The sequence below is a fragment of the Caballeronia grimmiae genome (assembly GCF_000698555.1).
Taxonomy (GTDB): Bacteria; Pseudomonadota; Gammaproteobacteria; order Burkholderiales; family Burkholderiaceae; genus Caballeronia; species Caballeronia grimmiae.
The window spans coordinates 100,834-114,541 of sequence record NZ_JFHE01000006.1; the positions used below are offsets into that span (position 1 = coordinate 100,834).

Below are 13,708 nucleotides of genomic sequence, written 5' to 3' on the forward strand. Positions count from 1 at the left end.
AAAGAACGAATCAGGAGACACAGATGGGCATTCAGTACGACATGTCGCTGCGCCACGGCGTCGATTTCGACTTCCGTCTGGACGGCAAGGTTGCCGTCGTGACCGGCGGTCTCGGCGGCATCGCGATGGCGACGAACGCCGCGTTGATCGCGAAGGGCGCTCGCGTCGCAATTCTTTATCCGAGCTTCGAAGCGCCGCGCGTGCAAGCCGCCATCGACGAGCTGGGCGCGGACAACGCCCAAGCCTTCGCGTGCGATGTCGCCAACGAAGCCGATGTCGAGCGCGCCATCAAGACCGCGCATGCGCACTTCGGCGATCTGCATCTGCTCGTGAACGCGGCAGGCTGCATCACGCTGACGCCCGCTGAAGAGATCGGCTACGACGAATGGCAGCGTCAGATCGCCGTCAATCTCACGGGGCCGTTTCTCTGCTCCAAGCATTTCGCGCGCATCGTGCTGGCAAGCGGGCATGGCGGCAAGATCGTCAACATCGCATCGCAGGCGGCGACCGTCGCGATCGACCAGCATTGCGCCTATACGTCCGCGAAGGCCGGCCTCATCGGCATGACGAAAGTGCTCGCGAAGGAATGGGCCGGGCGCGGCATCACCGTCAACACGGTATCGCCGACCGTCGTGCTCACGCCGATGGGCGCGGCCGCATGGGAAGGCGAGAAGGGCGAGAACATGAAGAAGCTGATTCCCGTCGGCCGCTTCGCCTATACCGATGAAATCGCCGCTGCGATTCTGTTCCTGCTGTCGAACGGCGCGGACATGATCACCGGCGCCGACATCATGATCGATGGCGGCTACACGATCGCCTGATGCGTCATTGCTCTAAGAACACAAATCAACCGGAGACAACACCATGTGGAAGAAGCTAGCAGTCGCTGCGGCGGTGGCCGTTTCGTTCGGCGCCGCCGTGCCGGGCGTCGCCAATGCGGCGGGCAAGGGCACCATCGCGATTCTCGTGAACGCGCTCGACAATCCGTACTATGCCGCCGAAGCCAAGGGCGCGGAAAGCGAAGCGAAGAAGCTCGGCTACGACACCATCGTTCTTTCGCATGGCGAAGACGTCAACAAGCAGAACGAGCTCGTCAATCTGGTGATCGGCAAGGGCGTGAAGGGCATCATTCTCGATAACGCCGATTCGAACGCGAGCGTCGCCACGGTGCGCACCGCTGTCGACAAGAAAGTGCCCGTCGTGCTGATCAATCGCGAGATTCCGAAGGACGGTATCGCGATCGCGCAGTTGAGCCATAACAATCTGCAAGCGGGCACTGAAGTCGCGCAACGCTTCGTCGAAACCATCGGCGAAAAGGGCGAATACGTGGAGCTTACCTGCAATCTCGCGGACAAGAACTGCGTCACGCGCTCGCAAGCGTTCCATCAGGTGCTCGATCAATATCCCGAACTGAAGATGGTCGCGCGTCAGGACGCGAAGGGCGCGCTCCTGCCCGGCAAGCAGGCGATGGATTCGATCCTGCAGGAGCACTCGAAGATCAAGGGCGTCATCAGCGGCAATGGTCCGGTTGCGCTCGGCGCGATCGCATCGCTCGAATCGGCGGGACGCAAGGACGTGGTCGTGATGGGCATCGACGGCAGCAACGACGAGCGCGATTCCATTCTCGCGGGCAAGCTGAAGGCCACGGTCATGCTGCAGGCGCAGGGCATTGCGATTCACGGCGTCGACCTGCTCGACAAGTACATCGCCACCGGCAAGACCGGCGAGCAGGAGCGTCAGCTGTTCCGCGGCATCCTGATCACGAAGGACAACGCGTCGAAGGTCAAGGACTTCTACTACACGAAGTAACGCACTGCGATGTTGGACGGGCGCGGTCATCGCCGCGCCCGTGCAAGGCTTGTCATGTGAGGTCGTCATGGTTCATCCAATCTGCGCAGCCCGCCGCGCGCTTACCGTGCTCTTCGTGCTCGGTGCGGCAAGTCTCGGCGCGTGCCACGTCGTCACCGATACCGAACTCGCGGCGATCCGCAACCAGGGCCAGCACAAGGGCCCGGACGCCGGCAAGATGCTGAGCGAACAACTCATCCCTTATGCCGACAAGAACGCGAAGCCGGCCTCGCAGGTGATCGCCGCGCTCAATTCGAACTTCGACGATGCGTGCAAGCAATACGGCTTTCGTCAGAGCACGGCGTTCCCGTGCAATTTCTGGTTGCGCGTGCAGGGCAAGGTGACACGCATCGACGGATCGTCGCGGGTCGGCAAGGCTTATGTGGACGTGGCTCCGGCGTCGGGCGGCGAACCCGTTCATGTCGTGTTGCAGACCGGTCCGGTCGTGGTCGGCACCGGTGTGCGAGATGGCTTTCCCGGCGTGAAATACAGCGACTTCGATGACCAGACGCGCTTCGCCGCGTTCGGTCAGGAACTCAACAAGCTCGTCGTGAACCGCGTGCAATCGATGAAGCTGAAGGTCGGCGAGACGGTGGATGTCGCCGCCGTCTACAGCACATGGAGCGAGCCGACAGGCGAAATTCGCGCAATACCGGTGGCCTGGAAATGAACGAAACCCCGAGCGAACCGCGCAACATGAACACGGCGAACGTGATCGAGACGCGCGCCCTGTCGAAGCAATATCCCGGCACTGCCGCGCTCGTCGACGTGAACTACAAGGTGCGTCGCGGCAAGGTGAACGTGCTGATCGGCGAGAACGGCGCGGGCAAGTCCACGTTGATGAAACTGCTCGCGGGCGCGGAGACGGCTACCTCCGGCGAGATATGGGTCGATGGCCAGATCGCGCATATCACCGATGTGCGCAGTGCGGAGCATCACGGCATCGGCATCATATTTCAGGAGCTGAATCTCTTTCCCGACATGACAGTCGCGGAGAACATCTTCGCGGGCAACGAGCTAACGAGTTCGGGCGTGATCCGCGCGAAGATGGAGAATCATCAGGCGAAGGTGCTGCTGGATCGCCTGCGCATTCCCATCAGTCCGCGCACGCGGCTCGGCGATCTTTACGTCGGCCAGCAGCAGCTCGTGGAGATTGCGAAGGCGCTGTCGAAGCACATCAAGGTGCTGATCATGGACGAGCCGACGTCCGCGCTCTCGAAGACCGAAGTCGAGATTCTCTTCAAGATCATCGGCCAGTTGAAGGAAGAGGGCGTGACGGTGATCTATATCTCGCACCGCCTCGAAGAGATCATGGCGATCGGCGATTGCATCACGGTGCTGCGCAACGGGCGTCTCGTTGCCGAAGACGATATCGCCAACATCGACATTCCGTGGATCATCGAAGCGATGGTCGGTTCGTCGAAGAAGCGCTTCGCGTTCGAGCAGCACGCCATCGGCGATGAAGTGCTGAACGTGAAGGACCTCGCGCTCAAGCGTTCGAACGGCATCTATGCGGTCGATCACGTGTCGTTCTCGGTCAAGACGGGCGAAGTCATCGGCATCTACGGGCTGATGGGCGCGGGCCGCACGGAGCTGCTCGAATCGCTGCTCGGCGCGCAACCGCTCGCGCTCGGCGAAATCGAACTGGCGGGCAAGGCTATCGAAGATTTGCCGATACCGAAGCGCATCGAAGCGGGCATCGCGCTCGTGCCGGAAGACCGGCAGAAGCAGGGCATGGTGCAACTGATGACCATCCTCGAGAACATGACCTTGTCGAGCCTCGGGAAGTTCACGCGCCGCTTCGTCGGGTCGCTCGCACGCGACAAACAGGTGGAAGCGGCGAGCGATATCGTCAAGCGGCTCGCGATCAAGGCGTCGTCCGTCGATGCGCCCATCATGTCGCTATCGGGCGGCAACATGCAGAAGGTGGTGATCGGCAAGGCGCTGCTCACGAAGCCGAAGGTGCTGTTGATGGACGAGCCGACGCGCGGCATCGACGTCGGCGCGAAAGAGGACGTCTACAAGACGATCAGCCTGCTCGCGCAATCGGGCATCGCGGTGATCTATGCGACGTCCGAACTCGACGAAGCGATGGCCGTCTCCAATCGCGTGTTCGTGATGGCGAGCGGCAAGCTCACCGCCGACATCAGACGCGAAGAATTCGACAGCGAACGGATCGTGCGCGCATCGACGCCCGCGACCGCCGTGGTCTGAGAGAAGCAAACCGAGATCGAAACCATGAACACTCCCAACAGCAGCAACCCGCCGGTGCATCCGGTGCATGCGAAGCACAGCCGGCATACCGCGTATGTCGCATCGCGGATCGCGGTGAACCTGCTCAAGCTGCGGATTTTCATCGCGCTCTTTGCGATCATCATTGTCTTCTCGCTGGCGACGGAGAACTTCCTCTCGACGAGCAACATGCTGATCATGGCGAAGCACGTGACCGTGGTCGCGATCCTTTCCATCGGCATGACGCTCGTGATCCTGACCGGCGGAATCGACTTGTCGGTGGGATCGATCGTGGGCATAAGCGGGATGGCCGCGGGCTATCTGCTGCTCGAAGGCGTAAAGATCGGGCATCACATCGTGTTCTTCAGTCCGCTCGGCGTCACGATCATTGCGTGCGTGCTTGGTGCGCTCATCGGCGCGGTGAACGGGTATCTGATCACGATGCTGAATGTCGCACCGTTCATCGCGACGCTCGGCATGTTGTACGTGGTGCGCGGCGCGGCGCTGCTCGTCAACAACGGCAGCACGTATGCAGACCTCGAAGGCAATCCGGCGCTCGGCAACACGGGCTTCGAATTCATCGGCAACGGCACGATACTCGGCCTCTCGATGCCTGTCTGGATCATGCTCGTGCTCGCAGTCGTGACCATCTTCATCGCACGCAAGACGCCGCTCGGACGCCGAATCTATGCGATCGGCGGCAACGAACAGGCCGCGCGCTTTTCAGGCATCCGCACGAATCGCGTGAAGCTGTTCGTCTACATGTTCTCGGGCTTCTGCGCGGCGCTCGTCGGGCTTGTCATCACCGCGCAGCTGCAGACCGCTCACCCGCTCACCGGGCAAACCTACGAACTGAACGCGATCGCAGCGGTCGTGCTTGGCGGCACCGCATTGATGGGCGGACGCGGCACCGTGTTCGGCTCGGTGATCGGCGCGTGCGTGATCAGCATTCTGGGCGACGGCATGGTGATGTGCGGCATCAGCGACTTCTGGCAGATGGTCATCAAGGGACTCGTGATCATCTTCGCGGTGGTCGTCGATCAGTTGCAGCAGCGCCTGCAGTCGCGCATGGTGTCGCTCACCGCCTGATGCGCGCCACGAAAGAGAGACAAGGACCGTCCAATGAAATACGTTCTGGCGATCGATCAGGGCACGAGCGGCACCAAGGCGCTGATCTTCGATAGCGAAGGGCAGGTGCATGCGCGCGGCTTCGCGGCGGTGGCCTGCACCCATCCGCGCACCGGTTTCGTCGAACAGGACGCTGAAGCGCTGTATGAGTCGGTACTGCGTGCGGTGACCGAGTGTATCGGCAGGTTCGAAGGACCGCGCGACGAAATCGCAGGCGTGGGCATCTCGAACCAGCGCGAGACTGTCGTGTTGTGGAATGCGAAGGGCGAGCCGATCGTGCCTGCGGTGTCGTGGCAGTGTCAGCGATCGCTCGGCATCTGCGAGCGCATGAAGGCCGATGGACTCGGGCCTGTCATCGCGAAGAAGACGGGTTTGCTGATCGACCCGTATTTTTCAGGCTCCAAACTCATCTGGCTGAACGAGAACGACGAGCGCGTGCGCGATGCCATCGCAAAGGACGATGCCTACTTCGGCACGGTCGATAGCTGGCTGCTGTATCGGCTGACGAAGGGCGCGGCGTATCGCACCGACTATACGAACGCGTCGCGCACGATGCTCTTCAACCTTGCGACGCTGCAATGGGATCGCGAACTGGTGGAGACGTTCGGCCTTCGAGGTCTGCGTTTGCCCGAGCCGATGCCTTCCGCCTCCGACTTCGGCGCAACCGACTTCGACGGCCTGCTCGACCGTGCGATACCCGTGCTCTCGATGATCGGCGATTCGCACGCGGCGGCCGTCGGCGAAGGATGCCTGCATCCGGGCGTGGCGAAAGCGACGATGGGCACCGGCTCGTCGATCATGATGAACGTCGGCGCGCATCCGCAAGAACCGGCGCATGGCCTCGTGTCCACACTATGCTTCGCAAGCGATGAGCGCGTGGATTATGCGCTCGAAGGCATCGTCATCAGTGCGGGTTCCACGCCCGCGTTCCTCAAGGACAAGCTGCGTCTCTTCGACGATTTCGCGCAAGCGGAGCAGGCCTTCATCGACTACGACAACGGCGGCGTGTTCGTGCTTCCCGCGTTCTCCGGAATCGGCTGTCCGCACTGGAAGTATCCGGGCGGCGCGCAGATCGTCGGGCTCGATTTCTCGAAGTCCTGGCAGCACGTCGCGCGCGCGGCGTATGAATCCATCGTCTATCAGATCAAGGACGTCATCACGGTGATGGAGCAGGCGGCCAACGTGCGCCTGCGCGAACTGTATCTCGATGGCGGCCTCGTGCAGCGTCCGTTCCTGCTGCAATATCTGTCCGATACGCTCGATCGCCCTGTCAGCACGCTCGCGTTGAGCGAGATATCGGCGGCGGGTGCGGCTGCGCTTGCGGCATGGAGGGGCGGGCTGATCGCATCACTCGACACGTATCAGAGCAAGCGCGTGATTGCGCGGCGTGTCGAGCCGGGCAGCGGCGTCGATGCGGCGGCGGCGAACCATGCGCAATGGCTCTGCTGGATCGAACGTCTATAACTTTCGCTTTCAGGAGAAGGCAACGTGGCTTACGAAGCAAAGCGGTTCGAGAACAAGGTCGCCGTCGTGACGGGCGGCAGTCGCGGCATCGGATTGGCGATCGCGGAGCGCTTCGCGCAGGAAGGCGCGAAGGTCTGCGTGACTGCGAACGAGAAGAGCGTCCACGATGCGGCCTCGCGTTTGCGCGATGCGGGCTTCGATGCGCTCGCCGTCGAGATGGACGTCACCGACAAGAGCCAGGTCGTCGCGTTGTATGAAGAAGTCGCGGCGAAGCTCGGAGAGGTGGATGTATCGGTGCAGAACGCGGGCGTCATCACCATCGCGAAGCTGCCGGATCTCACGGAAAGCGAATGGGACAAGGTGATGGCAGTGAACACCAAAGGCGTGTTCCTGTGCTGTCAGGAGGCTGCGACGCGCATGCTGCGTGCGGGCAAGGGCGGCCGCCTGATCAACACGGCGTCGGGCCAGGCGCGTCAGGGCTTCGTCTATACGCCGCACTATGCGGCGAGCAAGTTCGGTGTGCTTGGAATTACGCAGAGCCTTGCGAAAGAGCTTGCGCCGACGGGCATCACGGTCAATGCGTTCTGCCCGGGCATCATCACGACGGACATGTGGTCGTATAACGACGAAGCGTGGGGCAAGCTGCTGGGCGATTACAAACCCGGCGAGTTGATGGCGGAGTGGGTCGCCAACATTCCGATGAAGCGCGCGGGCAATGGCGGCGATGTGGCCGGCCTCGTGACGTTCCTCGCATCGGATGATGCGGCCTATATCACTGGACAAACCGTCAACGTGGATGGCGGGATGTTCATGTCGTAGCGGTTGGATGGACCTGCGCGAGCGCCAGGCGTAAATGTCCAGCTCACGGGCGCAATGCCCGTGAGTTTCGTACAGCCGTTTATGCGACCGGCAGGGCGCTCAGCTTGCTGACCGTATCGGCGCACGCATGCGCAGCTTCGCGGCCCTTCACGAGGAAATGCTCGCGGAAGAAGTTCACGTGTTCGTCGCCGTGATGGAAATGATGCGGCGTGAGCACCGCCGAGAAAACCGGCGTGCCGCTTTCGAGCTGAACCTGCATCAGGCCATTGATGACAGCCTGCGCGACGAACTCATGCCGATAGATCCCGCCGTCGACGACCAGCCCCGCCGCAGCGATCCCCGCATACCGGCCGCTCGATGCGAGGCGCTTCGCATGCAGCGGGATTTCGAATGCGCCGGCGACTTCGAAGAGATCGATATCGTCGTTACTGTAGCCGTATTGCTGCATGGCTTCGAGAAAGGACGTCTTGCACTGATCGACGATATCGCGATGCCAGCAAGCCTGGACGAACGCGATGCGCGGACGGTTGGAACGTGTAGCGGATACCGCTTGTGATTCGATGATGTTGGGTGCGTTCATGGACTTCAGCCTGTTTTGTGTGAACAGGGCGAAGGACAGCCGCGCCTGCGCACGCGAGAAATGCACGCACGTCGGGCGTAAAAATACTGGCTGTCCTGTTCTCTTTCATCCGGACTATACCGTCGGCCCCGGAATCCAACCGGGTCTGCTGACCTCGCTCGATGCAACCTTGCAGGGTGCATCGATGAGCGCTCGCGGGCTACGTCGCATGAAGACTCATATCGACGATTACCGCCGGTGGGGAATTGCACCCCGCCCCGAGAACGTGTTCTTCATGTTGTCGAAGAACGGGTGTACGGTATCACGAAAGAAGCAGTGTCCGAATAAATACCGCGTTTTCTACGGGGATTTGTGGTGATTCGAAGAGTTCAACACTCGTCCGTCCGACGCTGCTTCGCTCTGGGGCTGATGACCTTTTCGAAGCACCGCGCATCGGGCTGGTGCACGTAGATGCCATACGGGGTCGTCGCGCGAAAGCCGTTGCGCTGATAGAACGCGATGGCGCGTCGATTGAACGCTCGGGTTTCGAGCAACAGCTTGTGATAGCCCACCGCCGCCGCTTCAGCTTCGAGTTGTGCGAGAAGCGCGCTTCCGACGCCGCAGGTATTCGGGCGGCTATAGAGCCGCTTGACTTCGGCGACGCCATAGTCGAAGCGGCGGAATGCACCGCATCCGAGCGAGAAGCCCTGTTCGTTCCGCGCGACGAGGAATGCACCTCGCGCCGAGCAGACATCCTGCAAGCAGAACCGGGACTGGCCGCTATCCCCGGAGTAGACGGCCAGCATGGCGCTGAGTTCGTCGAGAAGCGCCTGCGCGTCCTTCGACCACGGGTCTTCGCGTTGGACAAGGATTGCTGTTCCTGATGGCGTCACGGCGATCAACTCCTTATCTGCGGTGTTTTTCTGACTCGACCGAACGCGAGCAAACCGCAGACCAGGACGGAGAGTCTAGTCAGTTGGCCGCGCATGAGTGCGGGTGTCAGTGCCCACCGCGCAACTAACTGTCCGTCCTGCGTCGCGACTGCAAACTGGAGACGCGAGGGAATTTACGAAGAAAACCAGCTCACAAGAAAGCACCGCTGCAACGAGCCAATTGAACTCATCGCTGATTTGCTTACGCCAAAGCATTCGTTTGCGCAGCGCGTATCGGTCACTAGCATGATGCGTTCGGGGCGATGACGCCCACATGCAAGGAAAGCCGTCATGCAATACAAGGGATACGAGGTAGCACCATCCGCACACGCGCTGCCGAGCGGCCTCTATGCGGCCAATCTGATCATCGAGAACACGACGTCCACGCGCAGCGCATCGTTCACGTTCGATGCGCTTGATTACTTCTTCGAAGCCGATCACGCGATCGCCTATGCGGTGCGCTGGGCCCGTCTATGGATCGATCAGCGCAGTCATCGCATGCGCCGCGACTCGTGAAGCGGCGCGCGCTGCGCGAGGTTCAGGCGAGGCCGGGCGGCGCGGCCCTCGCGACGTCGACATGCTTCGGCAACAGGCCGAGATCGAGAAACGTATCGGCGATCTGCTGTTGTTCGCCGATGATCTCGCGCGTAATCGCCACGGTGCCGAACACCTGCCGGCTCACCGCGAGATCGACGACAGGCTTCGGCAAGCCCCATAGCCGCGCGAGTTCGCTCGCGAGCGCATCGGGATTCTGCTTGCCCCATTGATCAACCGCCTTGATTTCCTCGATGACGATGCGGATCACATCGGCATTCTTCGCCACATAGCTCTGCGACGAGAAGTAGAAAGCGCGATTGCCGACGACGCCGCTCGCATCCGCGACGATGCGCGCATTCAGCGTCTGTTGCGCGGCGGCGAAGAACGGGTCCCATATGACCCATGCATCGATCGATCCGCGCTCGAACGCAGCGCGCGCATCGGCGGGCGGCAGAAAGGCAAGCTCGATGTCCTTGTATTTCAAGCCGTGCTGTTGCAGCAGCTTCACGAGAAAGTAGTGGACGTTGCTGCCCTTGTTCAACGCGACGCGCTTGCCTTTGAGATCCGCAACCGTCCTGATCGACGATTGCGCCGGAACGAGCACGGCTTCAGACCGGGCCCGCGTCGGCGTGGCCGCGACATAAGTGAGCGGTGCGCCGGCGGCCTGCGCAAAAATCGGCGGTGCTTCGCCTACATCGCCGAAGTCGATCGAGCCCACGTTGAGGGCTTCCAGCTGCACAGGCCCGGCGGAAAACTCGGTCCAGCTCACGGATACACCGAGCGGAGCAAGCCGCTTCTCGAGCGTTCCTCGTCCCTTCAACAGATTCAGATAACCCTTCTGGTTCCCGACTCGCAGCACGCGCGACTGTCCTTGCGCTGCTTGCTGCGCGAAGGAAGCAGGCGCGGCGGCCAGCATTGCAGTGGCGAGTGCGGTGCGACTGGAGAAAGACAAAAACGCGCGACGGTCGGTGGACTTCTTCGGTTCGGACATGAGGGAATCGGCGCTTTGGCATTTGAAAGATTGCAGATGCTAAAGCGCGCGGGCTGGCGGGCAAACGTAGGAATATGCATAACGCTATGGTCCAGGGCGTCATATGCATTTCGTTTGCGCGGGCTTGGCGCCCGGTCTTGCACGCCGACGCAGTCGCGAAACGGCGCGATGAAGATCAGGGATATGTCCGCATCACAGCCTGCTCAGACTCCAGTTGCTCGGTGCTCGTCTCCCAGACTTCGCTGCGCTTCATGCTCACGTCAAGCGCCTTCAGCGCATTGTCCCAGCTAAAGCGCGCTGCATCCCTGAGGGCTGCCGCATGAAGGCTTTCCCAGGCTTCGCGCGTGCTCGCGCGCTCGACCTGTTCGATGAAATTGTCGGCTGTGTAGTAGATCGAACTATCATCGAGCGCTGCATCCTGTCGCCAGGCGGGCGTGAGTACCGGCAGGCCATACGAGATGTATTCCAGATGCTTGGACGAGAAGCTATGCTGCCGCAACTCGTCGTCACTGATGGTGATAAGCCCGAACTGGTATTCGGCGATGACGTCGGTAGAGGGCGCGTATCCCTTGTAGTTGATACCGAGCGACGCCGCAGGCTCGGGGCCGCCGTAGACATCCAGATTCGGGTAGAGCTTGCATAGCCGCGACAGCAGTGGAAGATTGACCCAATAGCCCCCCAGATAGCCCAGAAAAATGATTCTGGGCTGCTCGCTGTAACGGGCCTGCAAGGTCTTCTTGTGCGTGCCGTACGTGATGGGCAGAAAGTTGTTGCCGTTGTATTTCTTCTGGCGCACATAGTCCGCGTAAGTATGCCAGTGAAACGAAAGATAATCGGCGGCAGTGTAAGACGCCACTTCCACCTCGCGCAGCTTGTCGTACCCCGCTTGAGTGAATTCACCGCCGAACATCATTTCTTCCGCGAAAGGCGAAGGCAGATCGAGGATTTGCACGTCGGCCACCCGCTTGCCGAGCGTCACGGTCTGATCCATATTGCTTTCGCAGATGAGCAGATCGAAATGGCCGCTTTCGCGCAAGGTCGTCTGCAGCACTTTGCCGCGCAACACCATGATGCGCCAAAGCAGACTCGACGTCGCGGAATGGCATGCGGCGCCGCCCATCTTCACCGCGACAGCGAGCACCGCCTCGTGCAGATAAAGGGCCATCTTCAACGGATGCAAAGCGGGCACGAGCCGGCGCACGCCGGTTTTCGCAAGCCGCGATAGCTTGCCGGAATCGAACCGGATGACGGACGTGAACCCGCTGCGCTTCAGGTAGGTTTCGAGTTCTTTTGGCTTCACGCCGTTTGCGAAAGCATCTTGCGAACAGATGATGACCGCGCGTTTCTCTTGCGTCATGGAACTCTCCTTTTATTCGCTAACGGCGTGGCGCATCTAGGCCCGGCATGGCCTGCTCGAACTGTCGTGAATCCTTTCAGCCGGCCAGATCTTCGCGGATCATCAGGCAGTCCGTCTCCACCAGGCGGGGGAAGTGGCCTGCGTTGTTCGGTACGAACGCACTGAGAATAAAGCCGCATCGTTCGTATTCGGTCAGCGCTTCGCGGAAATCCACCGAGTCGGCATAGAGCTTGTTGATGGCCAGCTCGCTCTGAAGTCCGACGAAGCTGCGCATTACATTCGGCGACGCCTTGACGATTTTCACGTCGAATCCCTGCGTGTCCATCTTGAGGAAGGGGCGCTGAAATCCGTACTCTTCCTTCAGTCGCCGATAGACGGTTTCGAGTCTCTCCGTTTTGACCGTGACGACATGAGATACCGCATTCATCTCGCGAAAGAGCGAGACTTCGTCGTGCTTCGGAAGGCTCAGTGAACTGAATTCGCTCGACCGCATGACGTTGAATTCGGCATCGCCCTCGCTCTCGGAGATCGCCAGTTCGATCACTTTGCACTTGTCGTCGCCCCTGGCGTGCTCGCGAGCGACGGCGGCGTCTACAGGGTTCGGTTCGAAGGAGAAGATCCAACCGTCATAGCCGACCTTGCGACGTAGCATCGTCGCGTATTGGCCCTGGTTCGCGCCGATGTCGAACACGCAGTCCACTTTCAGATAGGCGAAGAGCTTCTCGAGGTGGGACGTCTCCCATTGCTGATAAAGCTTCCTCCTGTCGATCAACGTCAGGTTCTTGACGTAGGAGAGCGCTCGAATCGGGTCGGACAAAGCTCGATGGACTGCATCGGCATGCATGAAACGATACCTCACGTTATTGAGGAGAACCGGATGATGCTGCATTACGCGGTAGCATAATCGCGATCCGTGCTGGCCGCATCATAAAAATATCCCGTACGTCTGTTCTAAACGTTCGTTCGTAAGCTCGTTGCGCATTGACGTTCATGTAAATAAACAGACGAGTCGATTTGTTCCGCGAAATGATGCATTTCCGGTCCGGAATGGGGCATGCACAGCAATGAGGACTACAACGGAAGGACGATTGCGGTGATGAGCGGGGACAGGCGGGGTTCGATTGCGTCCCAGATACGGAGACCGCTTAAACTCCGACGGCTTGCATGCCATGCCCAAGCACGACACCCAGCCAGTGCGATGCGAGCGGCAACTCTGCCGCTCGCTTTCGTTTCGTCTAACGCATGAAGGGTTGCATGCGTTGGTGCAAGCTCAAACCAACGTCAACTTGACGTCGATGTTATTGCGCGTCGCATTCGAATACGGACAGACGACGTGCGCCTTCTCGATCAGTTCCTGCGCTTCGGCGCGATCCATGCCAGGCAAGGAGATTTTCAACTCCACTTCGATGCCGAAGCCATTCGGAATCTGACCGATGCCGACGCTGCTGTCGATGGCGACATCCTTCGGCAGGTTGATCTTGTCGCGTGCGCTGACGAACTTGATCGCGCCGATGAAGCATGCACTATAGCCTGCCGCAAACAGTTGTTCGGGGTTCGTGCCGTCGCCGCCTCCGCCGCCCAGTTCTTTCGGCGTCGTCAGCCGCAGATCGATGTTGCTCTCGGGGATCGTGGCGCGTCCATCGCGTCCGCCGGTGACATGCGCGTGGGCACGGTACAGGACTTTCTCGATCGTCATTCCAGCTCCTTTATTGTGTCAACGTTGATAGACCGCTTTCCGGGGCATCGGGCTGCGGCCGGAAGCGCCCGGCACAAGAATACTAAAGAGCAGGCGACGGTGCTTGTCGCTATCGATTCGGTCGTTGTAACGGACTTATCTACAG

General features: G+C 60.6%; 14 protein-coding genes and 1 riboswitch. Of the genes, 8 read left to right on the forward strand and 6 right to left on the reverse strand.

Annotated elements, in window-relative coordinates; translation table 11 throughout:
- Positions 1–23: 23 nt before the first annotated feature.
- The 7 genes from BG57_RS09530 to BG57_RS09560 all read left to right on the forward strand — a co-directional run bounded on the left by BG57_RS09530 (position 24) and on the right by BG57_RS09560 (position 7,491).
- A complete protein-coding gene (locus tag BG57_RS09530) occupies positions 24–821 on the forward strand; it encodes a GolD/DthD family dehydrogenase (protein WP_035962563.1) in 798 nt (265 codons plus the stop codon).
- 43 nt (positions 822–864) lie between these two features.
- A complete protein-coding gene (locus BG57_RS09535; protein ID WP_035962564.1) occupies positions 865–1,809 on the forward strand; it encodes a D-ribose ABC transporter substrate-binding protein in 945 nt (314 codons plus the stop codon).
- Positions 1,810–1,876: 67 nt separating this feature from the next.
- Positions 1,877–2,518 carry a DUF2291 family protein gene (locus tag BG57_RS09540; RefSeq protein ID WP_035962565.1) on the forward strand — a complete coding sequence of 214 codons (642 nt, stop codon included), beginning with the start codon at positions 1,877–1,879 and terminating at the stop codon, positions 2,516–2,518.
- A complete protein-coding gene (locus BG57_RS09545; protein ID WP_035962566.1) occupies positions 2,515–4,062 on the forward strand; it encodes a sugar ABC transporter ATP-binding protein in 1,548 nt (515 codons plus the stop codon). The genes BG57_RS09540 and BG57_RS09545 overlap by 4 nt, the downstream gene beginning before the upstream one ends.
- 24 nt (positions 4,063–4,086) lie before the next feature.
- The gene (locus BG57_RS09550; protein WP_152562552.1) at positions 4,087–5,169 is read left to right on the forward strand and encodes an ABC transporter permease; all 1,083 of its coding nucleotides are present in this window, start codon (positions 4,087–4,089) and stop codon (positions 5,167–5,169) included.
- 33 nt (positions 5,170–5,202) lie between these two features.
- Positions 5,203–6,672: an FGGY family carbohydrate kinase gene (locus tag BG57_RS09555; protein WP_035962567.1), complete on the forward strand. Its 1,470-nt coding sequence runs from the start codon at positions 5,203–5,205 to the stop codon at positions 6,670–6,672.
- A 24-nt stretch (positions 6,673–6,696) separates the two neighbouring features.
- Complete coding sequence (locus BG57_RS09560) at positions 6,697–7,491, forward strand: glucose 1-dehydrogenase (RefSeq protein WP_035962569.1); 795 nt, start codon at positions 6,697–6,699, stop codon at positions 7,489–7,491.
- A gap of 79 nt (positions 7,492–7,570) precedes the next feature.
- Here the strand turns inward: BG57_RS09560 and BG57_RS09565 are convergent, their stop codons facing one another.
- Complete coding sequence (locus BG57_RS09565) at positions 7,571–8,071, reverse strand: 6,7-dimethyl-8-ribityllumazine synthase (protein ID WP_035962570.1); 501 nt, start codon at positions 8,069–8,071, stop codon at positions 7,571–7,573.
- A 93-nt stretch (positions 8,072–8,164) separates the two neighbouring features.
- Positions 8,165–8,340: riboswitch (FMN riboswitch) on the reverse strand.
- Positions 8,341–8,439: 99 nt separating this feature from the next.
- Complete coding sequence (locus tag BG57_RS09575) at positions 8,440–8,943, reverse strand: GNAT family N-acetyltransferase (protein ID WP_229754011.1); 504 nt, start codon at positions 8,941–8,943, stop codon at positions 8,440–8,442.
- Positions 8,944–9,273: 330 nt separating this feature from the next.
- Between BG57_RS09575 and BG57_RS09580 the strand changes: the two genes are divergently transcribed.
- Entirely contained in the window at positions 9,274–9,498 is a 225-nt protein-coding gene (locus BG57_RS09580) for a hypothetical protein (protein WP_035962572.1), read from the forward strand.
- A gap of 22 nt (positions 9,499–9,520) precedes the next feature.
- On the opposite strand, the gene BG57_RS09585 is transcribed toward BG57_RS09580, so the two are convergent.
- The 4 genes from BG57_RS09585 to BG57_RS09600 form a co-directional block, all read right to left on the reverse strand.
- Positions 9,521–10,510: a sulfonate ABC transporter substrate-binding protein gene (locus BG57_RS09585; protein WP_035962573.1), complete on the reverse strand. Its 990-nt coding sequence runs from the start codon at positions 10,508–10,510 to the stop codon at positions 9,521–9,523.
- 175 nt (positions 10,511–10,685) lie between these two features.
- Positions 10,686–11,867, reverse strand: a complete 1,182-nt coding sequence (locus BG57_RS09590) for a glycosyltransferase family protein (RefSeq protein ID WP_035962574.1) — start codon at positions 11,865–11,867, stop codon at positions 10,686–10,688.
- 76 nt (positions 11,868–11,943) lie between these two features.
- Entirely contained in the window at positions 11,944–12,711 is a 768-nt protein-coding gene (locus BG57_RS09595; protein WP_052005704.1) for an FkbM family methyltransferase, read from the reverse strand.
- A gap of 426 nt (positions 12,712–13,137) precedes the next feature.
- On the reverse strand, positions 13,138–13,563 hold the full coding sequence (locus BG57_RS09600; protein ID WP_035962575.1) for an organic hydroperoxide resistance protein: 426 nt from the start codon (positions 13,561–13,563) through the stop codon (positions 13,138–13,140).
- Positions 13,564–13,708: the final 145 nt, after the last annotated feature.